At 67.1% G+C, this 26,719-nt stretch carries 22 protein-coding genes; 8 read left to right on the top strand and 14 right to left on the bottom strand.

Going from position 1 to position 26,719, the window contains the following annotated elements; genetic code table 11:
• Positions 1-53 precede the first annotated feature (53 nt).
• The 5 genes from CPH63_RS05865 to CPH63_RS05845 all read right to left on the bottom strand — a co-directional run bounded on the left by CPH63_RS05865 (position 54) and on the right by CPH63_RS05845 (position 8,100).
• Positions 54-1,709 carry a phospholipase C gene (locus CPH63_RS05865; RefSeq protein WP_206745650.1) on the bottom strand — a complete coding sequence of 552 codons (1,656 nt, stop codon included), beginning with the start codon at positions 1,707-1,709 and terminating at the stop codon, positions 54-56.
• A 165-nt stretch (positions 1,710-1,874) separates the two neighbouring features.
• Complete coding sequence (gene efeB / locus CPH63_RS05860; protein WP_096301982.1) at positions 1,875-3,113, bottom strand: iron uptake transporter deferrochelatase/peroxidase subunit; 1,239 nt, start codon at positions 3,111-3,113, stop codon at positions 1,875-1,877.
• Positions 3,110-4,267, bottom strand: coding sequence for an EfeM/EfeO family lipoprotein (locus CPH63_RS05855; RefSeq protein WP_096301981.1), 1,158 nt, complete (start codon positions 4,265-4,267; stop codon positions 3,110-3,112). Before CPH63_RS05855 ends, efeB begins: the two co-directional genes overlap by 4 nt.
• 52 nt (positions 4,268-4,319) lie before the next feature.
• Entirely contained in the window at positions 4,320-5,618 is a 1,299-nt protein-coding gene (locus tag CPH63_RS05850) for an MFS transporter (protein ID WP_096301980.1), read from the bottom strand.
• 634 nt (positions 5,619-6,252) lie between these two features.
• The gene (locus CPH63_RS05845) at positions 6,253-8,100 is read right to left on the bottom strand and encodes a DNA polymerase (protein ID WP_096301979.1); all 1,848 of its coding nucleotides are present in this window, start codon (positions 8,098-8,100) and stop codon (positions 6,253-6,255) included.
• Between the two features lie 496 nt (positions 8,101-8,596).
• Here CPH63_RS05845 and CPH63_RS05840 point away from each other — a divergent pair, with 496 nt between their 5' ends.
• Positions 8,597-10,078 (top strand): HNH endonuclease signature motif containing protein, encoded by a 1,482-nt coding sequence (locus tag CPH63_RS05840; RefSeq protein ID WP_096301978.1) that lies wholly within the window; start codon positions 8,597-8,599, stop codon positions 10,076-10,078.
• 53 nt (positions 10,079-10,131) lie between these two features.
• On the opposite strand, the gene CPH63_RS05835 is transcribed toward CPH63_RS05840, so the two are convergent.
• Positions 10,132-10,587: a hotdog fold domain-containing protein gene (locus tag CPH63_RS05835; RefSeq protein ID WP_096301977.1), complete on the bottom strand. Its 456-nt coding sequence runs from the start codon at positions 10,585-10,587 to the stop codon at positions 10,132-10,134.
• Positions 10,588-10,596: 9 nt separating this feature from the next.
• Positions 10,597-10,773, bottom strand: coding sequence for a hypothetical protein (locus tag CPH63_RS22110; RefSeq protein WP_157749314.1), 177 nt, complete (start codon positions 10,771-10,773; stop codon positions 10,597-10,599).
• Between the two features lie 99 nt (positions 10,774-10,872).
• On the opposite strand from CPH63_RS22110, the gene CPH63_RS05830 reads away from it, so the two are divergent.
• From CPH63_RS05830 to CPH63_RS22740, 3 genes are read left to right on the top strand one after another with little or no spacing between them, the layout of a single operon-like run.
• Positions 10,873-11,643: a crotonase/enoyl-CoA hydratase family protein gene (locus CPH63_RS05830; RefSeq protein WP_096301976.1), complete on the top strand. Its 771-nt coding sequence runs from the start codon at positions 10,873-10,875 to the stop codon at positions 11,641-11,643.
• Positions 11,644-11,701: 58 nt separating this feature from the next.
• On the top strand, positions 11,702-12,535 hold the full coding sequence (locus CPH63_RS05825) for an SDR family oxidoreductase (protein WP_096301975.1): 834 nt from the start codon (positions 11,702-11,704) through the stop codon (positions 12,533-12,535).
• Positions 12,493-12,948: a hypothetical protein gene (locus CPH63_RS22740; RefSeq protein WP_096301974.1), complete on the top strand. Its 456-nt coding sequence runs from the start codon at positions 12,493-12,495 to the stop codon at positions 12,946-12,948. The genes CPH63_RS05825 and CPH63_RS22740 overlap by 43 nt, the downstream gene beginning before the upstream one ends.
• 25 nt (positions 12,949-12,973) lie before the next feature.
• Here the strand turns inward: CPH63_RS22740 and CPH63_RS05815 are convergent, their stop codons facing one another.
• From CPH63_RS05815 to CPH63_RS05805, 3 genes are read right to left on the bottom strand one after another with little or no spacing between them, the layout of a single operon-like run.
• Positions 12,974-13,243, bottom strand: coding sequence for a hypothetical protein (locus CPH63_RS05815; RefSeq protein WP_096301973.1), 270 nt, complete (start codon positions 13,241-13,243; stop codon positions 12,974-12,976).
• A 32-nt stretch (positions 13,244-13,275) separates the two neighbouring features.
• Entirely contained in the window at positions 13,276-14,589 is a 1,314-nt protein-coding gene (locus tag CPH63_RS05810) for a YbhN family protein (protein ID WP_096301972.1), read from the bottom strand.
• 15 nt (positions 14,590-14,604) lie between these two features.
• Positions 14,605-15,618 (bottom strand): patatin-like phospholipase family protein, encoded by a 1,014-nt coding sequence (locus tag CPH63_RS05805; RefSeq protein ID WP_096301971.1) that lies wholly within the window; start codon positions 15,616-15,618, stop codon positions 14,605-14,607.
• Positions 15,619-15,919: 301 nt separating this feature from the next.
• Between CPH63_RS05805 and CPH63_RS05800 the strand changes: the two genes are divergently transcribed.
• Complete coding sequence (locus CPH63_RS05800) at positions 15,920-16,603, top strand: TetR/AcrR family transcriptional regulator (protein WP_096301970.1); 684 nt, start codon at positions 15,920-15,922, stop codon at positions 16,601-16,603.
• Between the two features lie 8 nt (positions 16,604-16,611).
• On the opposite strand, the gene CPH63_RS05795 is transcribed toward CPH63_RS05800, so the two are convergent.
• Positions 16,612-18,858, bottom strand: a complete 2,247-nt coding sequence (locus CPH63_RS05795; protein WP_197704593.1) for an FUSC family protein — start codon at positions 18,856-18,858, stop codon at positions 16,612-16,614.
• Positions 18,859-18,952: 94 nt separating this feature from the next.
• On the opposite strand from CPH63_RS05795, the gene CPH63_RS05790 reads away from it, so the two are divergent.
• Together CPH63_RS05790 and nhaA are read left to right on the top strand one after the other, a co-directional pair.
• Complete coding sequence (locus CPH63_RS05790) at positions 18,953-19,423, top strand: PaaI family thioesterase (protein WP_096301968.1); 471 nt, start codon at positions 18,953-18,955, stop codon at positions 19,421-19,423.
• Positions 19,424-19,480: 57 nt separating this feature from the next.
• Entirely contained in the window at positions 19,481-20,887 is a 1,407-nt protein-coding gene (gene nhaA / locus CPH63_RS05785) for a Na+/H+ antiporter NhaA (RefSeq protein WP_096301967.1), read from the top strand.
• Here the strand turns inward: nhaA and CPH63_RS05780 are convergent.
• Both CPH63_RS05780 and CPH63_RS05775 read right to left on the bottom strand, forming a co-directional pair.
• Entirely contained in the window at positions 20,849-21,391 is a 543-nt protein-coding gene (locus tag CPH63_RS05780) for a DsbA family protein (RefSeq protein ID WP_096301966.1), read from the bottom strand. The two genes, nhaA and CPH63_RS05780, sit on opposite strands and share 39 nt — an antisense overlap.
• A gap of 1,073 nt (positions 21,392-22,464) precedes the next feature.
• The gene (locus CPH63_RS05775; protein WP_157749313.1) at positions 22,465-23,187 is read right to left on the bottom strand and encodes a hypothetical protein; all 723 of its coding nucleotides are present in this window, start codon (positions 23,185-23,187) and stop codon (positions 22,465-22,467) included.
• A 323-nt stretch (positions 23,188-23,510) separates the two neighbouring features.
• Here CPH63_RS05775 and CPH63_RS05770 point away from each other — a divergent pair, with 323 nt between their 5' ends.
• Positions 23,511-25,310 (top strand): IS481 family transposase, encoded by a 1,800-nt coding sequence (locus tag CPH63_RS05770; protein WP_371364869.1) that lies wholly within the window; start codon positions 23,511-23,513, stop codon positions 25,308-25,310.
• Between the two features lie 48 nt (positions 25,311-25,358).
• Here the strand turns inward: CPH63_RS05770 and CPH63_RS23625 are convergent, their stop codons facing one another.
• On the bottom strand, positions 25,359-25,442 hold the full coding sequence (locus CPH63_RS23625) for a pentapeptide repeat-containing protein (RefSeq protein WP_157749738.1): 84 nt from the start codon (positions 25,440-25,442) through the stop codon (positions 25,359-25,361).
• Positions 25,443-26,719: the final 1,277 nt, after the last annotated feature.

Genomic DNA, 26,719 nt, shown 5'->3' with positions numbered 1-26,719 from the left:
CAAGTCGCTGCCGGGGCCCACGGTGTCAGGTCGAGCGTAGGGGACGAGGCCGTTCAGCTCGTCGAGCGGACGTGGCCACCACGGATCGGGGTGATCGACTTGACCGACCCGTCCGGCTTGAGAATGACCCGCTTGTTGTTGGACTCGGTGAAGTTGAAGAGGTTGTTCAGGTTGCCCGCCATCGCATCGAAGGAGGAGTCACCGACCCGCCCGGTAAACCAGTTGTCCTCGATGAACTTCAGCACCGACGGCTGGGTGACGACCGAGTGGCCGATGTAGTTCGTCTTGGCGTACGGCGAGATGACCAGCAGCGGCAGGCGCTGGCTCGGCCCGCAGCGATCGGCGTAGTCACCGGCCTGCTTAGCCGTCGACTGGGTGCAGATCGTGTCGTCGATGGCGGTCTTCGACGAGTTGGTGATCTTCGGGGCGACGTGGTCATACCAGCCGTCCGAGTCGTCGTAGGCGATGACGATCGCGGTGCTGTCCCAGTACTTCGACTTCTGGATCGCGTTGATCTCGCTGACCAGGAAGTGCTGCTCGTCGATCGGGTCGGAGTAGCCAGCGTGCCCATCCTGGGCCTCCGGCGCCTTCAGGTAGCTGACCGCCGGGAGTGAACCCTGGTTCAGCGCCTTGTCGAAGTAGCTGATGTCGTAGTTGTGGTTGGCCTGGTCGGTCTTGCCGATGTTCTGCACCGACGACGGCGGCAGGTGGTGCGGGTTCGAGGTCGAGGCGTAGTAGGCGAACGGGTTGTGGTGCGGGCTGTAGTCGTTCACCGAGGCCCCGCCGATGTTCGTGCTCTTCGCCCCGCAGACCGAGTAGGTCTGAGTCGGGCTGGCCGGCGAAGTCGGCGCGAAACCACCCTGGAACCAACCCCAGGTCACCCCACGCTGGTTCAGCAGGTCACCGATGTTCTGGCCGGTGGCCGCGGCCAGCGTGTTGGTCGAGGTGTGGTTGCTGTCCGAGCAGTCGTCGAAGGCTGGGTCGGGGTCGTTGACGACCGTCCCGACGCCGTTCTTGTCCGGCGCGGCCAGCGTGTAGGTGCCTGGCGTCGCGACCTGCTGGCCGGTGACCGAGTCGACCTCGCGGAAGCCGTGCGTCTGGCCGGAGATCAGGTTCAGCGCACCCGGGGTGGACGGGCCGAAGGTGGCGTCGAAGGAGGCGTCGGACATCGCGTACTGCTGCGCGTAGTTCCACATCCCGGTGACGGTGTTGCCGTCGTAGTAGTCCATCGACAGGCCCGGAGCGCCGTACTCGCCGGTGCAGCTGTCGACGCTCACGTTCTGCACGAACTTGTCCATCTGGCCGCCGTTCTCGGCCTTCTGCTCGGGCAGGTAGCTGTGGTTCTGGTCGCAGGTCAGCGCCTGGTCGGCGGTCAGCCGCGTCGGGTAGTACAGGTTCGGGTTGCTGGTCAGCGCACCCGAGGTCAACAGGTTGTTGTTCTTCGGGGTATGGGTGGTGGCGACGAACTTCGTGCCGTCGGTGTTGGCGGCCTTCGGGTAGGTGCCGAAGTAGTGGTCGTAGGAGACGTTCTCGTCGTAGAAGACGACGACATGCTTGATCGGGCTCGCCGTCTGGGCGGAGCGGTTCGGGGTCGGTCGCTGCGGATGCGCCGAGGACGGCACAGTGCTCGAGACGACCAGAGCGGTCGCGGTCGCAGCGACGAGACCAACCGTGGCCAGCGCCCGGCGGCGCGTTAGATGGATCGGCACGTCAATTCCTCTCGGTGAACAACGGTTCGATGAAGCCCAAGCTGGGGACGTATCGACCCTCGCGCCGACAGTCGTCGTCTGCCCGTCCATCCGGTGAACGACGGGTGAATCCTTCGCAAAAGTCGTCCCTTAGCCGGGCTAACTAATTAGGCTGACCTAACCTGGTCAGCCGCCGAGCAGCCCGCGGGCGTACCAGTCGTTGGCATCGCGGACGCCGGGGAGCGCGAAGAAGTAGCCGCCGCCGACCGGCGAGATGTAGTCGACCAGCGGCTCGTCGGCCAGTCGCTTCTGGACCGCGACGAACTGCCGATCGAGATCCTGCTGGAAGCAACTGAAGATCAGTCCCATGTCGAGATTGCCGTTGCTGTCGATACCGCTGTCGTAGTTGTAGCCGCGGCGCAGCAGCCGGCTCGAGTCGGTCGCCGCGGTGTGCGGGTTGGCGACCCGGATGTGCGCGTCGAGTGGCGTAGTCGAACCGAGCGGGTCGTCGCTGTAATCCGGCGTATCCGTCTCGACGTTTCCCGATAGCGGCGCACCACTGTCGCGCCGGCGGCCGATCATCCGCTCCTGCTCGGAGATGGTGACCCGGTCCCAGAATTCGGTGAGCATCCTGATCAGGCGAACCACCTGGTAGCTGCCGCCGGCAGTCCAGGCGGGCTCGGCACCGCCGGATTGCACCCAGACGAGCCTGCGCATCTCGGCATCGTCGGTGACCTTCGGGTTGACCGTGCCGTCCCTGAATCCCAGCAGATTCCTGGGTGTTCCGCTGGGACGGGGCGGCGCGTTGAAGCCGTCCGTCCGCCACCGCGGCTGCAGACCACCGCGGGTGTGCCGGGTGATGTCGCGCAGCGCATGCAACACGGTGTCCCGCTCATCGGCGCATAGTTGCAGCAGCACGTCACCGTCGCTGCGGGCCGGATCGAGGTTGTCGTTGGCGAAGGTGTCCATCGGACGCAGCCGGGCCGGCTTCTTGCCCGTGAGGCCGAAGCGTTCGCCGAAGATCCCCGAGCCGAGCGCGACGGTGACCGTCAGCCCGCCGGGCGGGACCGTCGGGCCCAGCAGCCCGGAGTCCGACGGCGGCGCGGATATCCCCAGGTTGGGCGGGGTGCCGCCGACGGTGAGGAAGCGGGCCCGCTCGGTCAGGGTCTGCATCAGGGCGGTGAGTTCGCTCCGGTTGCGAGCGGTGACGTCGAAGGAGACGAAGGCCGCGTGCGACTGCCGCTCAGTGAGGATGCCGGCCTGATTGGCCCCGTGAAAGGCGATGCTGCGATCGGCGGGCTGAGTCGAGCTCGTCTCGGCCGCCGCCGGCTGGGGGGTCAGCACGTCCCTTCCGACCACGCCGGCCGCCGCGCCACCCAACGCCACCACGGCCCCTTGCAGGAACTGTCTGCGCTCGATGCTCATGACGGGCGCCGGGGCTCGAGGATGGAGGCGACCGGGGCCAACAGCTCGCTGAGCTGGCTGAGGTCGGAGTCGACGAGCTCACGCTGGGGCGTCGAGAGCGCGCCGAGCGGCGGCCAGCCGGTCCCATCCCGCAGCTGTGTGACGTCACGGGCCGACGCGGCGAGCGCGGCGGTGAGGGTCGACAGCTGCCGGTAACGGGGCACCAGCAGCGGGCGGATGATCTGCAGCACGGTGGCCGTCCCTTCCAGGTTGGCCGCCACAGTGGCCAGGGTCGAACCGCTGCCGAAGTCGGTCTCGCCGGTCAGCTCGAACTGCAGCGCGTTCTCGGTGATCTCGTGTGCACGGATCGACAACTCCAGCGGATCGATCTGGGCCGCGGCGAAGGTCTGCCGCAGTTCGTCGACGTCACTGCGCAGTCTGGTCGCCGTCGGGTTCAGCGAGGCGGCGGTGGCGGCGTGCCAGAGTCCGAACTCCAGACGGTGGAAGCCGGTCCAATCCGGATCGGCGGTGCCCTTCGACAGCCCGTTCGGCAAGCCGTTGATCGCCGCGTCGAGATCGCCGAAGGCCCCATAGGCGGCACCGAGCCGCTCGTACTCCAGGTGGGCCGACAGCCAGGCGGCCCGGGCGGCCGGCAGATTACCGCGCGCGATGTCCGCGGCCAGCGCATCGGTCAACGAGATCAGCTTCGGCAACTGACCACTGACGTACTGCTCGTAGCCCTTGGTCGCCTCGATGAGATCCCCCTGAGCCACCGCGGCCACCGGCTCGACTGGTCGCTTCACGTCGCCCGGGACGGTGACCGTCGCTCCGGTGACCGTCGACTCGTCCTCCATCGCGCAGCGGAAGGCGTACCCGCCCGACCCGAGATCGATGTTCAGCGCGGTGCTGGTGCCCGGGCCGACCGGCTCGACGTCGGCGAAGACGGCTCCCGACTTCGCGTCGGTGAGGAGCACCTCGCCGGCCCGGGTGTCGGTGTTGTGCAGCAGGAACTGCTGCGGCCCCGGCTGGGGATCGCTCCAACCGCTACCGCACTCCCCGACGGAGACGTTGACCGTGATCGGCGGGCGTCCGGCGTCGGCCGCCTTCTTCCCGCTGCATCCGGCTAGCGGTCCGGCGGCGACGACGAGCGCGAGCAGGCAGATCCGGCGGAGCATGCCGCCATCGTATGGAGGCGATCAGGCGCGGACCGGCCGTTTCGCCCTACGTTCACCCATGCTTCACTCGATCTTCGTCTGAGCCGCCGCCCGGCTGGCTCGGGCCCGGGTCTGCGGCGCCGGCGCGGAGGGCTCGGGTCGAGGCCGGAGTTGCGTAGGCCGAGTATCGGGGGACCCAGCGGGCGAGGGCCGCGGCCGCGATGAGACCGACGCCACCGACCGTGGAGATCCCGACCGCCAGCGTCGCGGCGGTCGCCACGATCGAGACGATCACCGGCCCGGCGGCGTTGCCGGAATCGCTGAAGAGGCGCCAGACGGCCAGGAAGCGGGTGCGACTGTCGGCCGGGGCGACGTCCGCGCCGAGGGTCATCATGATCCCGGAGCCGATCCCGTTGCCGAAGCTCATCACCATAGCCACCGCGGTCAGTGAGACGAACCCGTCGGTGAGCGGGATGCAGATCATCGCGCCGCCGAGAATCACCATCGACGGGAGCGCGATCGCCAAACGTCCATAGCGATCCATCACCTTCCCCGAGGGGTAGAAGAGCGCCATGTCGACCGCACTGGCGACTCCGAACATCAGACTCGTCTGCTCCGGGCTCAGGCCGAGGTGTTCGGCCCAGAGCGGCAGCACGGTCTGGCGGGCGGCCCGTACCGCGCCCACCGACAGCACCGCGATGCCCAGCGTGGCGAAGAGATGATGGTAGGTCTTGAGCATCGACCAGGAGCTGACCGCACCCCGCACGGCGACGGGTTGATCGGGCAGCGGATCGACGTCCGGGATCACCATCAGCAGCACCGCGGCCGAGGTGACGGCGACGATGGCGACCAGATAGGCCGCCCGCAGACCGCCGACGCTGATGGCCAGAGCACCGATGAACGGACCGATGAACAGGCCGATGCGGTGCGAACCGCCGAGGGTGGACATGGCGCGGGCGCGCAGTGAGATGGGGACGACCTCAGTGAGGTAGGACTGCCGGGCCAGATAGAAGGTCGAGTTCGAGGCTCCGATAACGATGAGCGCCGGGCCGAGGATGGCCAGCGAGTTGGCGAAGAAGCAGGCGGTCAGCGCCAGCACTGCGACCCCGGCGGCGAGCACCATCGCCCGACGATCGCCGACGCGGTCAGCCAGCGCGGCGGCTGGGACGTCGCCCAGGATCTGTCCGATGCCCAGTAGCGCCAGCATGAAGGCCGCGATCCCGGCCGAGGCGCCGACGTCGAGTGCCGTGAGGGCGATGACCGGGGCGATCGCCCCGTTGCCGATCTCGTAGACCAGAGCCGGCAGAAACGCCGACGGTGCGATGGAACGAAGGGTGACGGCGCGCACCTTCGGTTCGGTCTGCAGCGCCATGACTTTCAGTATGCCGAAATAGCGAAACGCACGCTTTCCAGGACTGGGGGTTCCCGGACGGCGTGCGTCTCGTACTGCTTTTCAGTTTTGATCGTTCAGGCTGGGGGCTCGGGGGTGCCCTCAACGTTGCTTGAACGACTTCTGCAAAGAGACTGTCTGTCGGACTCGGGGGAATCCGCGATGACACTCACATGAATCTCGATCGTCGATCCGCTCGGGGGTGCTTCTCTTCGATCGCTGCATAAGCATGACACAACATCCGAATAGATGTGAAGTAGTGATGACCCTATAGTCGCCTGTCAGGTGACAGGCCAGCAAACATGGCGACTTTTACGCAGAAACGCGGCTCCGGGCTACGAAGATCGTAGCCCGACGCCGCGTCGCTGCTGCATAACGCATTGTATGTAATTTGCCTGACCGGCTCCCCCGAGCTGGTCTGTCAGCGTCGTGATCCCCCCAGAGGACCGTTGGAACTGCGCCGACCGCCACAGCCGTTTGGATCCCCCGATCCTCTCGACTGCTGTTACTCCACTGCGTTGTGTTGCTGTACCCCCCGGTACCAACAAGAAGAATGTTTCCTTGGAAACTATTCGACGTCAACTTGAAACCGGAATTGCCCGAGTGACGCGGCGCACTATTCGTTCAGCGGTGGGTCGACGGCCGCTTTTGGCGCCGTCTCCTTGGCCTCAGACCAGCGGTTCACGATGCTGACGTCGGCCACGAAGCGCACCGGCCGATCGGGTTTGAAGCGCGAGGCGGTCTCGGCCAGGCAGCTGACGAGCAGGTCGGCGACCGCGCTGCCCTGCTCGATCGGGGTGTGTACGAGCAGCTCGTCATGCAGGCAGAGCACGATCCGGGCGCCGAGGGGCGCCGCCCGCGCCCGCAGGGTTACCGCCCAGGCCTTGAAGAACTCAGCGGCCGCGCCTTGAACGACGGCGTTGCGGGCGAATCGGCCACGGGCGGCCAATGCCGCGCGCAGCTGGGCCTCCGGCAGGCCGGTCGGCGGAGCCCCGATGCGAACCAGCCGGCCGCCGTAGGTTCGCACCGGACGCCCGGCCTTGCCGGCGTCGCTCGCCGCGCGCAGGTAGCGCATCGCGACCGGGTAGGCCGACTCCATGCCCTTCAACGCCTCACCGGCCACCCCGGAGGTCTGCCCGTACATCGCGGCCAGGATCGCCACCTTGGCCACCGGTCGCTCGACGCCGAGGCGGGCCGCAACCGGCGCGTAGAGGTCGTCCTCGTCGCTGGCCCGGATGAGCGCCGAGTCACCCGACACGGCGGCCAGCACCCGCGGCTCGATCTGCCCGAGGTCGGCTCGGACGAAGACGTATCCGGCCTCCGCGGCGATCGCCGGACGGAGCTCGGCCGGGAGGTTGTGCAGCCCGGCCTGGGCCGTCATCCGGCCGGCCGCTCCGTCACAACCGGACCAGGCACCCCGGAGCCGATCGTCGGGGCCGACATTGGTGTCCAGCCAGCGGTAGCCGTAAGTGGTCGCGATCCGCTCGTTCTTGCGCCAGGCCAGCAGTGCCTCGACAACCGGGTGCGCACCGACGAAGGGCTGCAGGCGCCAGGACCGGGTGTCCGGTACGTCGATTCCGGTCTCGGCCAGCATCCGGCGGACCTGGGCCGGGTTTCGGAGGTCGGTCTCCTCGCTGCCGCTTCTCACGTGCTGCAGTACCCCCCGGTCGCGACGGGCTCGGATCGCCAGCTCCTCGGCGGTGTCGGTCGGGCGGTTGCCGGCCGCCGCCGCGATCAATTCCTCGGCGCGTCGCCGGTCGACCGGCAGACCATCGGTGGCGAGCTCGGCGCAGAGCAGCTCAGCGGCCGACTCCGACCGTGCCGTAGCCAGCGCGTCGCCGCCGGTGTGCAGGTTCTCCAGGCGCGTTCTCTGCTGGATCGCTGCTTGGAGCGCGCAGGCGCTCCAGGCGGCCAGTCTGGCTGGGGTCGTGGCCCAACCGCCGCCGGCCCACTCCGGCCGGAGGTAGCCGTCCGGGCGGGTCGGGGTCTCCCGGTCACCGCCGTCGGCCTCCTGGTCAGCCACTCCGGCTAAGAGGCTTAACTGGCCGAGCTCCGGGATCGCACTGAGATCGAGGTCCCGTAGCGTGGCCCAGACGAGGGCCGGGTCGGCTTGCCAACCGCCGAAGAGCAGGCGATGGACGGCGGCGACGTCCCAGCAGGTCGCGACCCGCAGGCCGGCCCGGACCAATGCCTCGGGAGTCTCGATAGACCACCAGACCCAGCGCGGGCGGAGTGCAGCCTCAATTGCGGCAACGAGGTTGATCAAGTTGGGCTGGCCGGTGACGGATGAACTTCCCGGTAAGGGGTCAGCGGCGACGCTCCACTGCTGCGGCTTGCCGTCGGCATTGGTCACGGCGATTCCGAGACCGCGCCCCACGGCGATGCTGAGCGCGATCAGGTCCCCACGGCGAATCTCTGCCGACTGCAAGGCGGGGAGCAGCTCGCTCGCCGCTACCGAGATCACCTGTCCATCACAGCCCTATCCTGCCTGGTTGGTCGGACAAGGCCGTCGGACAAGGCCGTCGGACAAAGCGGTGTCGGGCAGGTGCCGTCCGGCAAGGTGCCGTCCGGCAACGCATCGGGTTGGACGCCTATTGGGATCGATCCTGATCGCTACGTGGGCTCCTCGTTGACCGTCGTACTCGGCACCACGGCTACTTCGGCACCACGGCTACTTCGCCCCACGGCTTCCTCGACTCCCGGCTTCTCGTCGCTCCGTTCCCGACACCGCAGTTTCCGTCGCCGCAGTTTCCGTCGCCGCGATGCAGCCCGTGATGAGCGGAGTCTCGGTCCGATCCACGTCTCATTCGAACCTCCTGTGGACAACCATCGCCGATTGTCGGTGGGGTGTTGTAGGTTCGCGGCGGGACCACTCCAGCCTTCTTTGATTGTGCGAATCACCTTAGTTTTATTGATGATTCCGGTTGTCATCGCTCACGTGTTCGAGTAGTGTCGGGGGCATGGTTGGAGGGCCTGAAGTCGACGCATCACCGAAAGTGGCTGCCCTGTTCGCGGCGGTCACGGCGGCGCTCGACACCCTGCTCGACGCCCCGTTGCCGTCGCTGACCTCCACGGAGCTGCTGGAACTGCTGCAAGGCTGGGAGACGCACCGCCGCCGGGAGGTCGCGGTGGAGCATCTGCTGCTGTCGGCGGTGATGGGACGAGGACTGGCCGGTGAATATGGGTTCGCGTCCCCGCAGGCGTTGTTGGTGGGGGTGTTGCGGGTCGATCCAGGGGAGGCGAAGGCCCGGGTCAGAGCGGCGCAGGACCTCGGTCCGCGGACCGGTCTGACCGGGGAACAACTGGAACCGGTGTTCGGTGAGACCGCGGCCGCGCAGAAGACGGGGGTGATCTCGCCCGGGCATGCGAAGGTCATCACCACCACGCTGGACGGGTTGAGCGAGGACCTGGACTTCGCCCACGGGGCCCGGGTCCAGGCCGAGCTGGTGGCCCAGGCCCGCTGGTTCACCCCCCGAGACCTCGCGAAACTCGCCACCCGGATCGTGGCCCATCTCGACCCTGACGGCACCGCACCGTCTGACACCCGTCAGCAGCAGAACCGGGGGTTCACGTTGGCCCGGCGCCAGGATGGGATGGTCATCCCGACCGGGGCGCTGACCCCGGCCTGCGGCGCTGCGTTGGAAGCTGTCCTCGACTGTCTCAGCGCACCCACCCCCGCGACCCCCGCCCCGGCCAGCGACACCGATGCCGGTGCCGGCCAGACCGGCACGACGGGCGGCGCGGCCGGCGACAGCGGCGGTGTCGGTGACGGGGTGGTGGAACGTGACTCCCGGACCCCGGCGCAACGCCGTCATGACGCGTTGCTGGACTCCTCCCTCCGGCTGCTGGCCGACGGTGGACTCCCACCCAGCGGCGGGGTGCCGACGACGCTGCTGATCACTATGAGCGACGAGCAACTGCGGACCGGCGAGGGTTACGCGTGCACCCCGCACGGGGACCTGATCTCGGTGGACGAGGCGCTGGGCTTAGCTGATCAGACCGAAATCATCACCACGACCCTGAGCCGCACCGGTGGAGTGCTGGACGTCGGACGAACGAAACGCTGCGCCACCCCCACGATGCGGCTGGCGTTGTTCGCCCGCGACCGGGGCTGCTGTTTCCCCGGCTGCACCATGCCCGCGACCTGGACGCAGGCCCACCACGTCACACCCTGGCAAGACGGCGGCATCACCGCAGTCGCCAACACCTGCCTGCTCTGCGGATTCCACCACCGGACGTTCCAGAAAATGGGCTGGCAGGTCTACATCAACGACGGCATCCCCTACTGGATCCCACCACCCTGGATCGACCCGACCCAACAACCCACCCGAAACACCCAACACCACCCACCAGCCGTACCACTCGACTCTGCGCCTATCCGCGCGGACCGCGACGACGGCAATGAATCGAGGAGCACTCCGACAAGCACAGCACCCCTCTGATCTGCGCCCGTTGCGCTGTAACTTAACGAGCCGGTGATCCGGCCGTACCTGAGCTATCGAAGGGATGTGTGCAGCGTGATCGTGCCTTCGACTGTGGTCACACCGTCACGTCGCACCGCCCGCACACGCACCGGTACCTCGCCCGGCTCCAACCAGTCCTCCGGTGAAGTCTCCGCGACTGCGGTCAGAGAGGAGGTCGACAGGGCAACGTAGTCCAGCTGCATTCCCTTGGGAATCCACCGCAAATGTGAAGGAATCGTCGCCTCCGCCAGCACGCCCATCGCCATCTCCAGGCCGTTCGCCGCCGCGATGGCGTGCACGGTGCCGATGTGATTGTGGGTGCCCCACCAGCTGCGTACCCGCACCTCGGCGTAGTTCGGACGCAACTCGAGCACGGTGGGTGCGATGCTGAGAAAGTACGGCGCCTTTGCCGCCGCTGCCAGCGAGAAGGCTGCGCGACCGACAAGCGGAACCCGCAGTGACCGTTCATAGAGTTGCTGCACGCGCATCCGCCGAGACTACCGACCGGCCCGAGCGGCTACCCACCGCCCGCCGCAACCAGCGTCGGCCGAGCCGGCATTCCCGACGACACTCCCGACGACACTGCCGACGACACTGCCGACGACACTGCCGCCGCCGAGCCGCTTAGCCCCAGCTTCGCGCGCGGTGGCGTAGGTTCGAAGGGTCGTATCCATACCAACAGTATTGACGGAACGTCCAACAAATTTGGGCACAATGCATCAGTTACACAATGTCATCAACTAACACAATGTCGTCAAGTAAGGAGTTCCGGCATGCTTGCCGAGCCGGTAACCGTCCAGACGGACGGCCCCGTCACCACGATCAGTCTCAACCGGCCGGAGGTGCGTAACGCGGTCGATCGGCCGACGGCCGAGGCGCTCGCGGCGGCGTTTCGGCAGTTCGACTCTGATGAGACGGCCGCGGTAGCGGTCCTGCATGGAATCGGCGGCAACTTCTGCGCCGGCGCCGACCTGAAGGCAGTCAGCACCGAGAACGTCAACCGCGTCGCTGCCGATGGTGATGCGCCGATGGGCCTAGCCCGCCTGCGTCTCGGCAAGCCGGTCATCGCCGCCATCAACGGCTATGCAGTAGCCGGCGGCCTCGAACTCGCCCTCTGGGCCGATCTGCGGGTGGCCGACGATGACGCCGTGCTGGGAGTCTTCTGCCGCCGCTGGGGCGTTCCACTGGTCGACGGTGGAACAGTCAATCTTCCACGGCTGATCGGCCTCTCCCGAGCCATGGACCTCATCCTCACCGGACGGGCGGTCGGCGCTGCGGAGGCCCACGACATCGGGCTGGTCAACCGCGTTGTGCCGAGCGGGACCGCACTGGCGGCCGCGCAGCAACTGGCCCGCAAGCTCGCCAGCTTCCCGCAGATCTGCCTACGCAACGATCGCCTCTCCGCTCTCGAACAGAGCGGCCTCGACAACACGGCGGCACTGGCCAACGAGTTCGTTCACGGGATGGCCTCGGCCGCCGAGGCCATCCAAGGAGCCGCGAAGTTCACCGAGGGTGCCGGCCGGCACGGATCATTCGGCGACTGACGCACTCCCCCGGGCGCACGCGGGGAATACCCGTTGCGAAGCGGTGTGTTCTGCCCACATGACATCAAAGATCTGGTTCATCACCGGCACTTCCCGAGGCTTCGGCCGCGAATGGGCGATCGCTGCCCTGGAACGCGGTGACAAGGTAGTGGCGACCGCCCGAGACACGGCAAGCGTCAAGGACCTCGTCGAACAGTTCGGCGAGAACATCCTCCCGATTGACCTCGACGTCACCGACCGTACCGCCGTCTTCGCCGCGGTCACGCAGGCCCACGACCATTTCGGCCGACTCGACATCGTGGTGAACAACGCCGGCTATGGGCAGTTCGGCATGATTGAGGAGCTGAGCGAGCAGGAGGCCCGCCACCAGCTCGAGACGAATGTATTCGGTGCTCTCTGGGTCACCCAGGCCGCATTGCCATATCTACGCGAGCAGGGCAGCGGGCACATTGTGCAGGTCTCCTCGATCGGTGGCATCTCGGCCTTCCCGAACATCGGGATGTATCACGCGTCGAAGTGGGCGCTCGAGGGATTCAGCCAGTCGCTGGCCCAAGAGGTCGCGCCCTTCGGGATCAAGGTGACGCTCATCGAACCGGCGGGATACTCGACCGACTGGGGCGGCGCATCCTCCAAGCACACCACACCGATCGCCGCCTATGACGACCTGCGGACCGCGGTCGCCGAGCAGCGAAAGGCTCGGACGGGCATCGCCGGCGACCCGACTGCCACTCGCGAGGCTGTGTTGACGGTCGTCGACTCGCCGAACCCCCCGCTTCGAATCTTCTTCGGCGACGGCGTGCTCGGCATCGCCCAGCGTGACTACGAATCCCGATTGGCAACGTGGCGCGAGTGGGAGCCGACCTCGATCGCCGCCCACGGCAAGAAGGACTGACCTCAGATCACGAGCCAAAGCCCGGCGCCGGACCGACCGGGCTCGGTGTCGGGCTCGGCCCGGGCGACGGCACTGGGTCGGGCGACGGCACTGGGTCGGGCGAGGGCATCGGCTCGGGTGACGGCATCGGCTCGGGTGACGGCATCGGTTCCGGTGACGGCATCGGCTCAGGCATCGGCGACGGCGCGGGCTGGGGGACGGGCGTCGGCTCAGGCATCGGCGACGGCGACGGCGACGGCGACGGCTGGGGGACGGGCGTCGGGCTCGGCTCCGGGTTGGGGATAGGTTCCGGAGTGATCGGTGGGAAGACGTCCGCGCGTGGGCTCGTCATCGTTGACCTCCTCGTCATTGCGGCTATACCTCAAACCTTCCCCGGCACGGACCCCGCTAAACGAACCGCCACTTCCCAGTAGCGCGTGGCACCGCGACCGAGCGTGATCAGGAGTCCAGCGCCGCCTGCTCACTCGGTGCGTCGGTGGTGCCGTCAGTGGGTGCGGCGTAGGCGTGGCGCAGGGTGAGCATCGTCAGGCTGGCCTGGACCTGGGACCGGGAACTCTGCCGACGAATCTCCAGCGGCAATCGTCCCCAGACCGCATCCACAATCTCCTCGACCGTGACGTTCGCCGGCACCTCACCGCGCTCACGGGCATCCCGATCCTGACGCGTCAATGCGTCTTCGATCCAGGTCCGCAACTCAGCCGTCTTCACAGCGTAAGTCTGCCCCGTCGAGACGGCCGCGGTTAGCCGAGTCGGCGTCTGGACTGCGGATGAGCCGAGCGACGCTGTCCGGCCCGATCGGGTCGATGCCGACGAGCCGACCGGCAGGTGGCCGACGGACGGTGCCCACCCTCGGGAATCGCGATGAGAGCAGAGTGGGCGATGCAGCTCTGCGCTGCGGTAGCGGCCAGCATCTGCAGATTGACCGGGCCGGGCCCAGAGGCGGCGCTGCTCATCACGGCCAACCGCTCGGGCCTCGGTTCAGGATCGGCCGAAGCGGCGGGAGCAACCAACGGCATCGGGGATGGCTGGAAGGCCCCGGGAGTCAGCGCCTCGAGCATCATCGCATCGACGGTGACCCGGTTGGCCTTACGGCGGTCGATGGCCCACCATGCTGTCCACATCACCCAACCGAGCGCCACGATGAAGATGACACTCACCAGCCGGTAGAGCAGCACACCAGAGGTCGCGGTGACGGCACTGAGCCCACCATGACTCAGGGTGAGGATCATCGCCGTGTCCACGACTCCGAACCCGCCCGGCAGCAGTGAAACGCTGGAGGCGGTGGTGCCCGCGAGGTAGGCGACGACGGCCAGCGTGATCGAGGCGCTGTGAATCCCAACCGCATGGCAGCAGGCGATCAGGCAGGCCAGGTCGGCCAGCCAGTTGATCGCGGCGAAGGCACCGCCGGCCGCCCAATCCCGTCGGCGCGGCTTGATCTGCCGCAATTCATTGATGATTCCACGAACCCGGTCATGCCCGGCCAGTGGCTCCCGGCGCAGCAGCCGGTTGACCAGCACAAGCATCCGCTCAATGGAGTGGATCACCGCTTCGGGGTTGCGCAGCAGGCGGCGGAGCGCGACCACGACGAGGACTGCGATCGGCAGGCCGATGAGGATGAGCTCCGGACTCCCCTGCCGAGCTCCGGCGAAGGCCCCGGCGAAGAGCGCGAGAACCCCGAACGACAGGGTGCTCAACACACCGGAGGCGATCAGCGTGAAGGTGGCCAGCGGAATGTTCGCGCCCCAGCCGCGCAGCCGCTTGAAGGTGTAGCCGGTAGAGAGGGCCGAGCCGGCTGGCAGTGACACGCTCACCGCGTTGGCGGCGTAGGTGAGGGCCACCATCTTGCGAGCCGGAACCCGCACGCCCCCGGCCTTCAACAGGCCCAACTGCAGGAAGGCGAAGGCTGCCATCGAAGCGAGCTCAGCCAGCACCGCAATGATCAACCAGACGGGCTTGGGGTGGGAGATCGCGCCAGCGGCATGGACGATGTAGGGGCGCATCGCGATCGCGGCAACCGTGAGCAGGACAAGCACCATCGCCAGTCGTTTGGTCATCGCGTCAGCCCACCCTCAGACCCTGCTCGTCGCGAGTCTCGTGCCGGCTGCCGCCGCCTTGGCGTGCTCGTCGAGCCACTGGACGGTGAGGCGGTACCCCTGCTCGATCATGTTGGCCGTATCGCCGAAGTCAATGGGGTTGGTGTTCGGGCTGGTGACGGTTGGCAGTACGTGCACCGCGCCCTGAGCCGCCTCGACATCGCGGCGGATGGTCGCGGCGACCACGTGGTCGAGGGCGTGCAGCGCGATCTGCAGCGGGCCGTGCAGCAGGTCGGTTCCCTGGGTCGGCTCGGCCGACGGGAAGACGTAGCTCTCCTGCGCGCCGAGCTGCTCGGCCTGCAGGATCGGCACGTCGGCGGCGACCCCGCCGTCAACCAGGCGCCGCCCGTCGATCTCCACCGGCGGGTAGAACCCGGGGATGGCGCAGGAGGCGAGTAGCGCCGACACTGTGTCGCCCTGGCCGAGGACCACCGGCTCGCCGGTGCTGACATCGGTGGTGACGACATAGGCCGGGATGGCGGTGGCATCGAGGTCGGCCGGCACCATGCCGGTCATCAGCAGGTTCCGTAGCGGTGCGTTGGAGATGAGACCGTCCGCCCGGCCGAGGAGGGCGCCGGCCAGCGCGCGCAGCGACCAGGGGGCGACATGCTTACGCCGCAGCAGCATCCACAGCTGCTCGAGACGATCGAGGCCGGCCAGCGTCGGATCATTGGCGAAGGAGACGGCGTTCAACGCGCCGGCCGAAGACCCGATGACAAAATCCGGGCGAATCCCGGCTTCGGTCAGGGCCCGCAGCATTCCTACCTGCGGTGCGGTGAGGCTTCCACCGCCTTGGAAAACAAAGGCAACGCCACCACTGGGACGGGTCTCCACTCGAGTGGCGGCCGGAATATCCCAAGTGGGAAGGGGCTGCCGCTTCATGCGCCAGCGCATCACCTGGCTGAGCAGGGTCGAGTTACGCAGACCCCGAAGACGTCGCAGCACCGGACTGTCGGTTGAGACTGAGCGGCGGGTACTGAGGAACGTCATTCGCTCTCCTCCGTCCGTCTCACCGTTCGTACACCTTTTTGCATCGGCTGACCAGCCAATTTCGCTCGTCCCGCCGCCTATCAGACAGCGCCAAACGGATTACTCGCTCCGCTTCGCGCCTCACCGTAACACCAACTGGCTAGATCTATCCAGTTATCTATGTCAGCAGAACACCGGCGACGTCCGTTTCATTTCGCCGCTGGCGTAGAACCTTGCGCGACCTGCCTACCTATTCTTCCCGCGTCCCGCGCCTGTCAAACGATCCGGACAGCATGATCCAGATCGGGCTACACTCGGAACCGTGAGCCGCCCAGTAGCCGATCCACCGCCGTCGGTGCGACCGGACTGCCTGCGCTCGGACGGGCTTCGCTCGGACGCCAAGAGCAACCGTGAGCGGATCCTGGCCGCGGCCGCTCAGGCCTTCGCCGACGAGGGGCTCAGCATCAGCCTCGTCGAGATCGCCCGCCGGGCCGGCGTGGGAAACGCCACGCTGCACCGTAACTTCACCAAGGAGCAGCTCGTCCAGGAGCTCTTCGAGGGGTGGTTCGCCCGCCGCCAGGCCGTCGCCGAGCAGGCGCTGACCGACCCGGACGCCTGGCATGGACTGGTGAGCTTCCTGGAGGACGTCCTCGTCGTCGGCACCCGAAATCACGCGATCCGCCCGCTCTTCGCGATCCGACCGCAGTGGCGCGAGCGCTTCCGGGCGCTGATCGGCGAACTGCTACAGCGCGCTCAGCAGGCCGGACAGGCCCGCCCCGACCTCACCGCGGAGGACGTCTTCCTGGTGATGCTCGGCATCCTGCGCACGATGGGGATCACCGCGGAGACCGCGCCCGAGCAGTGGCGCCGCCATCTCGCCATCGCGTTGGACGGGATGAAGGCTCGCAATCCCGATCGCCTCCCCGGACTCTCGGTGTCGGCGGCCCAACTCGACGGCGAACTGGTGCAGTGGAGCGACACGGTGCTGCGCACCGGACTCTGCTGACTCACCCCCTACCCCGGCGCGGCTACCGCCTGCGCCGCGACGATGATGGTGCGCTCCAACCGCCGGGCCGCGTCCAGGTGGTCACCGGTCCAGATCATCCGAACGGCGGTGGCACTGGCCCGGCCGTCCTCACCACGTAGGTCATGACGTACCGCTTCGACCAGCCGTCCGTCGGCCACCTTGTCGTGCGCGGAGGGTTCACGTAGGGCGCCGCCGTCGACGAGCATCACCGCGAGGTCGGCGTACCAGCCCCGCACGGAGGCGGCGAAGGCCAGCAACTCGGCCCGGGCTGCCACCCGGTCGCCGACCGCGGTGCCGTCGTCTCGCTGCCAGAGCTGGGTGACCGCATCCGCGGCCAGGCGGAGCCCGGCCACACCGGTGACCATCGTGGTCACCTCAGCCAGCGGGACGGGTTTCGCACCGCGCTCGGCCAGGAAATTGCGAAAGGTGTCGTCCAGCCGCCGCGACGCCGCAGCCGCCCGCACCGCGCTCTCGCTGGCCGAGACGGACGGTGGCGGGGCGCCGGAGTCACAGCGCAGCATGCCGACTTCCACCGCGCCGGCCAGATATTCGGCGCTGTCGACGTAGGCCTCGGCCAGCGCCCGGCGAAGCGCCGCCCCGGCCCCGCGCGGCCAGAAGAGCGCCCCGACCAGCAGGCTGACGATGCAGCCGATCGCGATGTCCTCCACCCGGACCAGCCCGATCTGCCAACCGGTCGGCTGGATGATGTTGAAGAGGATCACCAGCGTCAGTGTGAAGGCGGCCTGTCCGGCGGCGAAGGAGATCGCAGCTGGGGCCACCCCGGCGAGCAGAATCACCGGCGGCAGCAGCCACCAGAGCAGCGTCGTGTTCGTACCGATCACCGCGAGCAGAAGGGCGCCGATGACGAAGCCGATGACCGTTCCGATGAGTGCGCGGAGAATGTTCTGTCCGGTGTTCAGGGCGTTCGAGCGGAGCACCGAGAGCGTGCCGAGGACCACCCAGAAGGAGTGCTGCACCCCGGTCAGGTTGGCCACCAGGACCGCGAGCCCCAGGCCGGCCGCACCGCGCAGGCTGTTGTGCAGCCAGACGGAGTGCCGCTCGACGTGAGCTCCGGCGCGCTCGCGGGCGGCCCCGAAGGTGCTCAGCAGGTTCCCCGGCTGCCGCCCGAGTAGCCGCTCGAGCCAGCTTCGTCGCTCGGCGGCCGCCGTCAGGTCGATGTTGGCCGCAATCACCGACGCGGCGAAGCTGAGTTCCTGGGCCCGGAAACTGGGATCCAGCGAGGTGAGGAACTCGACCAAGCCGTCGTCGCGCACCGGCAACTGATGGGTGGCGTCACGCTCCATCCGCTCCAGTGCGGCGCCCAGCTCGGCCTGCGCCGCCGCCAGCTGCTTCGGGTCGCCGCCGCTCACATCGAGCAGGTCAGCCCCCCGCTCGAGAACGTTGGCCGCCGCCCCCTTCACCGCGCAGGCGGCCGGGTTCGCTGGCCGACTCGAGGGCCACTGGCCGGACTGCACGACGATCGTGTCGAGCCAGGTGAGTTCATCGACCAGCCGGACGATCGTGCGGTTCGAGGTGCTCAAGCCGGTGGGTCGGTACGGCGTGGCCAGGAAGCCGGTGTGCAGGGCGTGCACGGCGGCCTGGGCCTGCTCGATCGCCTGCTGGTGCTCCTGGGCGAAGGTCTCGTCCCGGTTGCTGAGCAGGTAGGCGACCTCGGTCCGCAGCCGAGCGGCCAGCGCCCGGCAGGCGGCGCTGGCCCCCCGACGCAGCGGTTCGCGGATCGGCGCCGGCCACAGCACGGTTATCGCGATCAGCGACGCCGCTCCGGCCAGACCCCAACCGGCCAGCCGGTCAGGGATCTGTGACGGCGGACCGGAGAGCGTCACCGGCAGGATGAAGGCCAGCAGCAGCGAGGTGGTCGCGCTGGCCAGCACCGAACTGACGACCCCGGCGAAGAGGACGGCGAACCCGACCACCGCCATCGCCACGGCGGAGAGCCAGACAACCTGGGAGCAGAGCGTGCCGACACAGACGAATACCGCTCCGGTCACGATCAACGCGACCTGCGCCTGCAGGCGATCTCGCATGGGCCCGCCGAAGTCGACGAAGATCAGCATCGCGAAGGAGCCGAAGGCGGCGAAGGTCGCCAGCGCGGCGTTGTCGAAGACCTTGTCGCCGAGGGCGAACATCAGCGGCATCACGATCGCGGTGCGACCGGCCCGGCGTAACGCAACGAAGTCCCGATCGTGCGCGGCCAGCCACCGCAGAGGAGTCACCGGCTCATGATTTATCGCGGGCCACCCCGGCGGCAAGTTCGCCCCGCCGCCCAGCGCGCGTCGTGGGATTCCGCGCGGCGTTAGAGTCTCGGGCATGCAGCCGGAACCGAACGACGAGGCGCTCAGCATCCAGGAGCAGTTCTACCCAGAACTGCCCTGCTTCGGCTGTGGGCCGGTGAATGAGCAGGGTCTGCAGCTGCGCAGCTATGCCGCTGACGGTGGGGTCTCGGCCTCCTTCGTCCCGTGGCCGGAGCACAACAACGGCCTCGGCTACCTCAACGGCGGCATCATCTCGACCGTGCTGGACTGTCACAGCGCGGCCGCCGTCGTGCTGGAGGCCCATCGACGCGGGTGGCCGGCCCTCGGCGGGGCGGCGCTGCCGTACGTCACTGCCGGCCTTGACGTCCGCTACCTGCGCCCGGCGCCACTCACCGAACCGGTAGAGCTCTGGGCCGAGGTGATCGAGGCCAGCGAATTCGAGATCACCGCCACCGTGGAACTGCGCTGGGAGGAGAAGCCGCGCGCCACCGCGACGGCGCTCTGGAAACGCTGGCGCCCCCGCTGACTTCGGCGCGGAGACCGGGTGTGAATCGGTTTAACAAACGGGCGACATAATGAGCGAATGTCGACCCCGGTCACCCTCCCGCCCCGGCCCGGGCCGACGACACGGGTCGTCGTCCCGCTGCCCCGGCTCTCGCCCGGGGTCCGCCGCTTCCTGCAGACCGAGGCCGGCAGTGCGATGCTGCTGCTCGTGGCCACGGTGGCCGCCCTGATCTGGGCGAACCTGCCGCAGTGGCACTCCTACATCTCCTTCTGGTCCACCCCGATCTCCATCGAGGTGGGCAATCACGGGCTCTCCCTGGACCTGCAGCACTGGATCAACGATGCCGCGATGGCCATATTTTTCCTGGTCGTTGGCCTGGAGATCAGCCGCGAGGTGACGGTCGGGGACCTGCGCACGGTCAAGTCGGTGGCCGCACCCGCACTCGGCGCGATCGGTGGGCTCGCCGTCCCGGCGCTGCTGTATCTGCTGATCAATCACGGTGGCCCGGGGGCGCATGGGTGGGGCATCCCGATGTCGACCGACACCGCCTTCCTGGTCGGCATCCTGGCCCTCTTCGGGCCGCGCTGCCCGGATCGGCTGCGGCTCTTCCTACTTACCTTGGCCATCGTCGACGACATCGGGGCCATCGCGGTGCTCGGGATCTTCTACACCAAGGACGTCTCGATGGTGGCGTTGCTGATCTCGGCGCTGCTCGTCGGGGTGCTGGCGCTGCTGCGCTGGCTGGGGGTGTGGCGGCTGACCCCATACGTCGGCGTCGGCATCCTGCTCTGGCTCGCCGTCTATGCCAGCGGGGTGCACCCGACGCTGGCCGGTGTGCTCGTCGGCCTGCTCGTGCCGGCCAAGACCGTCGATTCGGTGGAGCGTGAACGGCTGCGCTACTTCGGTCAGGCCCTGATCGAACGGGCCTCGCCCGGACGGGCCCGGCTGGCCGTCTCGGCTGCGCGGGCCGCCGTACCGGCCAACGACCGGCTACAGGAGGCGCTGCATCCGGTGAGCGCCTTCATCGTGGTGCCGCTCTTCGGGTTGGCCAACGCCGGCGTGCACCTCAACGCGGACGTCCTGCAGGACGCGCTGACCTCACGCGTGACCATCGGGATCATCCTCGCTCTGCTGGTCGGGAACACCGTGGGGATCACCCTCGGGGCGACGATCGCCCTGCAGACCGGGCTCGGGCGGCTGCCGGGCGGGGTGCGCTACGGGCACGTGATCGGTGGCGCGGTGCTGGCCGGGATCGGTTTCACCATCTCCCTCTTCGTCACCGATCTGGCCTTCGACAGCCCACACCTCCGGGATCTGGCCAAGATCGGCGTCCTCACCGGGTCGCTGCTGGCCGCCGTGCTCGGTTCATTCCTGCTGCGCTACCTCGGTGAACGGCTCCCGATGTGCACCCTCGACGACGAGACGGTGATCCCGATGCTGCCGCCGCTACCCTGGCGCGACCCGGCCGCGGTCGGTGTCGCGTAGCGCCCGAGCGACCGTGGTTCGCAGCGTCGCCAGGTCGAGGCGGCCGGTGTAGGCGTCTCCATTGACGAAGATCGTCGGAGTGCCGTGGACGCCCATCTCGGCCCCGGCGGCATAGTCGGTCTGAATGGCCGGCCCGAAGCGCTGAGCCGCCTCGCCGACCATGGCGCTCGTGTCCAGGCCCAGGCGCTCGCCGTAACGAACCAGGTCAGCGTCACCGAGGTGGGCCTGGTGGCCGAAGAGCTCGTCGTGCATCTGCCAGAACGCGCCCTGTTCGCCGGCGGCCTCGGCGGCCAGCGCCGCGATGAGGGCGTGCGGGTGCGGCTCGAATAGCGGAAAGTGCCGGAAAACAAGGCGGGTCTGCCCTTCGGAGCCGTCAACCAGGTCGCGCAGGATCGGCGCGGCCCCGGCGCAGTAGGGGCACTCGAAGTCACCGAACTCCAGCAGCGTCACCGGCGCATCAGGCTGCCCGTAGACATGCCGGGTAGCAAACTCAGCGTCTTCCACTAGGACTCCTCTGGTTGTCGGCCGGCCCACTTGACGGCGGGGACCCCTGAGGCGAATCTAGTCGAAGCTGCCGGCCGAACTCGTCGCTTGAGCTCCTCGCTCATCCCCAGAAGGCGCACGAAGTCGGTTCGGTGTAACTGATCGTCCGCTGCTCGTCGGTCGCGGTCCCGACATCATGTTCAACGAACTCTGCACGATGCGTACCGTGCCGTCGGCGTATCGAAACTGGTAGGAGCAACCGCCATAGTTGGTCGACGAAGACGGATCAGCGGACTTCGGCCGGCCGCGGAACGTGGCGATCCCATGAACTGGCAGGCGAGACCGGTTGTCCGGGGATCCGCGTGCTCGCCGGCGCGAGCATCAGTGTCTGGGACAGCCGTGTCGCCCCGATCAACCAAGGTTTTCGCGTGCCTCACACCAGGTAATAGTCCTCGCACGGCAAAACGGTTGGGTGGAGCCGACAAAATTACGGGATCGTTCGCCCGAGCGACGCTGCACTAAAAATCCCCGGCAGCATCAGGCTTGAAGCCCAGCAGTTCCGGGGATTTTGTGGCGGTGGCGGTGGGATTTGAACCCACGGAGGGATTAACCTCACACGATTTCGAGGACTGTCTTCGCTTGTTCGGGCGTCTTCGGTCCCCCGATTCGCCGTACTTCGGACCGTCTGATGAACGTCTCGGACGGTCTTGACGAAGGTGAACTGAGACCGAAACTGAGACCGCCCGCTCGTGATCTACACCGGCCCGCTGCCGGCCTCGCTGCTTGACAACTACACAGAGCCCGAAGTACGAACGCGCGCCTTAGAGGCCTGGGCGGAACCAGCGTCCGCTCGGCCCGGGCCGGCAAATCGAGGCTGTAGGTGGAGCCGCCTCGGAGAATCGAACTCCGGACAAACCTCATTTCGAGTCCCATCCGGTGCGCGTTTTGGTGCGCTCCCCCAATGTTTCATTGCTGGTTGGTGCAGTATGAGGTGGACTCGACGGGGACGTTTGGGCGAGTCCGGGGACATCTCGGGGGCATGGGCAACATTGCACCTGATGCACTGCCCCCTCGACGATCGTTCTGCTTGGCGGTTACGGAATGCCGGACTCGCCCCGAATAGTTCGAACTCGGCGTGCAAGTCTGGTGCGCCAGGAAACCCTCGGCTCGGGCGTTGGCTCGGATCCCATGGCCGCGGCATTCGCGGCGAACTGGTCACGCATCGCCTTGGGCAAGCTCCCGTTCTCCGGGTCGGCGTGCACTCGTTCGATTGGCTCGACCAAGTGTCGTCGCCACCATGTGCCGCTTGAATCACGGAATACGATCGTGCTCCCAAGACTCGGTTGCCCGGGGGCCTGCGTCCAGGGAAATGTGAATGTGACCGACTCTTCGGAGGTAGGGCGGATCGACGCAAATACAAAGGCGAAGTCCTCCAAGACCTCCCTCAGACCATTGTTCACCACACGGACCTTTACAGGCCCGACAAGTTCTGGGCTGCCGTTGTAGATCGTGATCGTCATCTGCACGGCTGGTTTCAGGGTGAATTCTGACGCCAGGGTTGTCATGGTCCCCGGGGGCACTATCGCCGCCGTCCCCGAGACGATCAGCCCCGGCGTTTTGATGGGCAGGGCAACCCCTTGCTCGTGAAATGTCACATCGGTCATCCGCGAGTACACCAAGCGCGCCTGCGCCTCTCGTCGAATGATGACGCTGCGACGGTACGAGACTGCCGCGACAAGGAACGCAAGTGTTGATCCGACAGCAGAGATCCACGCCGGCCACGTACCGAGCGTGATGCTGTCTGACATGGCGGCCACGCTGCGACGATATCCGAGGGTCGGCCTGGTGGCGGAGCGCGGGGAGCGGGCGTCGGCTGGCGGGCCCGCAGCGAAGCGAGGACACAAGCCAGCCGACGCGAGAGCGACCAGCTCTGCCGCCAGGCCGACCACCCCCCGGCGGCGGAGCCGCCGGGTTTAAACCAGTAAAGAAAGTTCTCACGATGCGGAAATCGAACGAATGTCGGACTCCGCTTGATGGGTGACACGCTGGCTTCAGTTGATGGGTAACACGACCGACTCGGTGTCGGCTTCGGGTGATGTTTGTTGTCGCTTGGAGGAGGCCCGGGTTGATGCTCGTGGAGTTGAGTGTTGTGGAGCAGCGGTATCACGCAGTGATGGAAGTGTTGGCCGGGTCGCCGGTCACGGAGGTCGCGGCCCGGTATGGGGTGTCGCGGAAGTCGGTGCATTCGTGGTTGAACCGGTATGGCGAGTCGGGTCTGGGTGGGTTGGTGGATCGTTCGCATCGGCCGCGGTCGCATCCGGGGCAGGTGTCGGCTCGGGTCGAGGCGATGGTGGTGCAGCTGCGGATCGAGCATCCGCGGTGGGGGGCGCGGCGGTTGTTGTTCGAGCTGGGCCGGGCCGGTGTGGATCCGGTGCCGTCGCGGTCGACGGTGTATCGGGTGTTGGTGCGACACCGGCTGGTCGCGGCGACACCGCGTAAACGGCGGCGGGAGGATTACCGCCGGTGGGAGCGGCCCGCGCCGATGCAGTTGTGGCAGATGGATGTGATGGGCTCGGTCCGGATGGTCGACGGGTCGGAGGCGAAGCTGATCTCGGGGGTGGATGACCATTCCCGGTTCTCGGTGATCGCCTCGGTGACAGCGCGGGCGACGAGTCGGGCGGTGTGTTCGGCGTTGACTTCGGCGTTGGGTGTGTATGGGGTGCCGGATCAGATCTTGACCGACAATGGCAAGCAATTCACGGGTAAATACACTCGCCCGAAGCCGGCGGAGGTGCTGTTCGATCGGATCTGCCGGTTGAATGGCGTCGAGCATCTGCTCACGAAGATCCGCTCGCCGACGACGACGGGGAAGGTCGAGCGGTGGCATCAGACGATTCAGCGGGAGCTGCTCGATGATCACCCGCCGTTCGCGACGATCGCCGCCGCGCAGGCCGCGGTCGATGCCTGGCGGGAGGAATACAACACGACCCGCCCGCATCAAGCACTGGACATGGCCTCGCCCGCCGACCGGTTCCAGCCCCGCACCGCCGAGGAACGAGCCACGATGGTGTTGTGGGTGCCGCCCGGGCTGCAACCAAGCATCGACGAGGAGACCACCCCTGCAGATGCGGCGGTCCCACCGACAGCCGACCCCAGCCCCCGGCCCGACACCGACACCGACACCGACACCGACGATGGCGGGGTGGCGTGGGAGATCGAGCGGGCGGTCCCGCCGTCGGGGAATGTGTCCATGGGTCCGCAGCAGTTCTGGTTCGGACCGCAGCGGGCCGGGGAGGTGTTGACGTTCTGGATCGATGACACCACCGTGCACATCAGCTCGGGTGGACTGCTGCTGAAGACGCTGCCGTCACGGTTCAGCAGTATTGATCTGGCTCGCCTGCCGCGGGCCGGAGCCCGACCAGCTGGTCCGCCGCCAGCTCGGCGGTTGCCTGCGCTCACCCCGGGTGGGGCGGTGGAGATCGATCGGACCGTGACCGCCAACGGCCTGGTCAGCATCGCCGACAAGCATCTGCCGGTCGGATCGCCGCTGGCCGGGCAGCGGGTCACCATCCGCCTCGACGGACGGACTGCGGTCGTGATGCTCCGCGACGCGACGCTGTGGAAGACACTGCCCTACCCGATCTCGGCGGCCGCCAGGCGCCGGCTTCCCGGTCACCGCCCAGCGACGACCAGCGGTCGACCGTCGGTTGGGCCGCAGCGAGTGCAGCGGGTCGTGTCTTCCCGCGGCGGAATCCAGGTGAACAAGCAACGCGTGCAGGTCGGGATGTCCCACGCCCGGGCGATCGTCACTGTCGAGGTCGGCGAGACGATCCTGATCATCCGCAACGAGGCCGGCGACATCATCGCCGAAACCCCCAGGACCAACACTGAGGAGGTCACCAGGCACAAGGCCTACAGTCGCACTGTCAATCAAACCTAGGAACTGTTACCCATCACCTGAACCCGATCCGTTACCCATCATCTGGCACTAGACACCGTGCCGGAGAGACATGCCGGAGAGACACGTGCCGGAGAGACACGTGCCGGAGAGCACTGTATTCCGGCAGTTGATGCGCGACGGTGGCTTATTCGGTCACGCTGTGTTGGACGTCTCCGTCCGCCCACGTTTCGTCGGAATCAAGGTGAAGCTCCGCCACTGATTCGGACGATGCTTCGGGCTGCGCGCCACTGTGTCACCGTGTAGTCGGCGCTGGTCGGCCCAATTGCAAGCAGTAGAACATTGATCACCGACCAAAGTGCGATCCGTGTCGGTGTTGCCCTGTTAACATAGTCGTCCGCCCAAGTAAGCGAGAGCGACGCGACGCCTGGATCTGGGTGCAATCGACCCTCCCTGGCAAGGTCGAACACTTCTTGCTTGGTGCGCGTTGGAAGTTTGTCGAAGCTACCAAACCGTGTCATTGCTCCCTCCTCTGAAGGGCTTACGGGTTCTTTGACTCACCATGCGTGTCGCGGCTTATACCGGTAGGCAGGCAGGAGGTTCTTCTTGAGGTAGGCTCCGCCGCCCTTTGTGATAAGGCCCTTAATCGCTCCTATGCCCGTGGACCGCGCCAGGCCCAACATCCAATGATTGCTGCCGAGATCTCTGTCGTTGCGATGATTGTACGAATACTGAAGCCCGTTGCCGACTCCGCCTGCGATAAAGCCCACGACGAAGGCACATGCGACGCCGGCTGATCCGAAGCATGCGGCTGCACCGGCCGCCGCGAACGTCAGGGCTACAGCGTGCTTCCTCACATATTTTGTTGCGTAGTGCGTTGCGGACTTGAACGCGTGACCAATGCTACAAAACATGCACTGTCCGGTGAGGTCCATCTGATTGATGGGGTCCAGTGGGTAGGTGTAGGTGTTGGGGTTGTGTTGCTAAGGTGTCCAGCCCGCGGGGCGGGCCGAGGACGCTCGGGCTAAAGGACGGCCGCAAGTTCTGATGCCCCGCTGAGGAGCGATTTGTCAGCAGTCGCTAGATCCTACGACGATAGCGTCTTGACCAAGCGGTCATGCGGATTGCGAATAGAAGGCCACCGATGTATAGAAGCACTGCCACGGACGCACCGCAAAAAATAGCAGCCCCCCAAAGACCCGAATACGGCCCAGAGGAAACCAGTGCACCGGATATTAAAACCACTGTCCCGATTCCGGTTATTAGGGCAGCGGGAAGCCTGCTTTTCAAGTCGTCAGCCCATCGGAGAACATGTGGGACGTCCTCATCAGCTATTCGTCCCCCAAACATTACGGCGCGACGAATTCGCCAACGTGCACGCGACCGTTTCCGCCGGGAAGTACGATTTGCCGTCCGGCCCGAATTGCTTAAGTGCCTAGCCTCGCTCTGAA

Source organism: Jatrophihabitans sp. GAS493, assembly GCF_900230215.1.
GTDB lineage: Bacteria > Actinomycetota > Actinomycetes > Mycobacteriales > Jatrophihabitantaceae > MT45.
This window is presented reverse-complemented; position numbering and strand designations above follow the sequence as displayed.

What these genes read in the sequence shown, in the direction of transcription:
- CPH63_RS22110 (WP_157749314.1), bottom strand. Translation starts at nt 10,773, where the DNA reads ATGGATACGACCCTTCGAACCTACGCCACCGCGCGCGAAGCTGGGGCT.
- CPH63_RS05850 (WP_096301980.1), bottom strand. Translation starts at nt 5,618, where the DNA reads ATGGCGCTGCAGACCGAACCGAAGGTGCGCGCCGTCACCCTTCGTTCC.
- CPH63_RS05840 (WP_096301978.1), top strand. Translation starts at nt 8,597, where the DNA reads ATGGTTGGAGGGCCTGAAGTCGACGCATCACCGAAAGTGGCTGCCCTG.
- efeB (WP_096301982.1), bottom strand. Translation starts at nt 3,113, where the DNA reads ATGAGCATCGAGCGCAGACAGTTCCTGCAAGGGGCCGTGGTGGCGTTG.
- CPH63_RS05855 (WP_096301981.1), bottom strand. Translation starts at nt 4,267, where the DNA reads ATGCTCCGCCGGATCTGCCTGCTCGCGCTCGTCGTCGCCGCCGGACCG.
- nhaA (WP_096301967.1), top strand. Translation starts at nt 19,481, where the DNA reads ATGTCGACCCCGGTCACCCTCCCGCCCCGGCCCGGGCCGACGACACGG.
- CPH63_RS05790 (WP_096301968.1), top strand. Translation starts at nt 18,953, where the DNA reads ATGCAGCCGGAACCGAACGACGAGGCGCTCAGCATCCAGGAGCAGTTC.
- CPH63_RS05825 (WP_096301975.1), top strand. Translation starts at nt 11,702, where the DNA reads ATGACATCAAAGATCTGGTTCATCACCGGCACTTCCCGAGGCTTCGGC.
- CPH63_RS05810 (WP_096301972.1), bottom strand. Translation starts at nt 14,589, where the DNA reads ATGACCAAACGACTGGCGATGGTGCTTGTCCTGCTCACGGTTGCCGCG.
- CPH63_RS05805 (WP_096301971.1), bottom strand. Translation starts at nt 15,618, where the DNA reads ATGACGTTCCTCAGTACCCGCCGCTCAGTCTCAACCGACAGTCCGGTG.
- CPH63_RS05830 (WP_096301976.1), top strand. Translation starts at nt 10,873, where the DNA reads ATGCTTGCCGAGCCGGTAACCGTCCAGACGGACGGCCCCGTCACCACG.
- CPH63_RS05835 (WP_096301977.1), bottom strand. Translation starts at nt 10,587, where the DNA reads ATGCGCGTGCAGCAACTCTATGAACGGTCACTGCGGGTTCCGCTTGTC.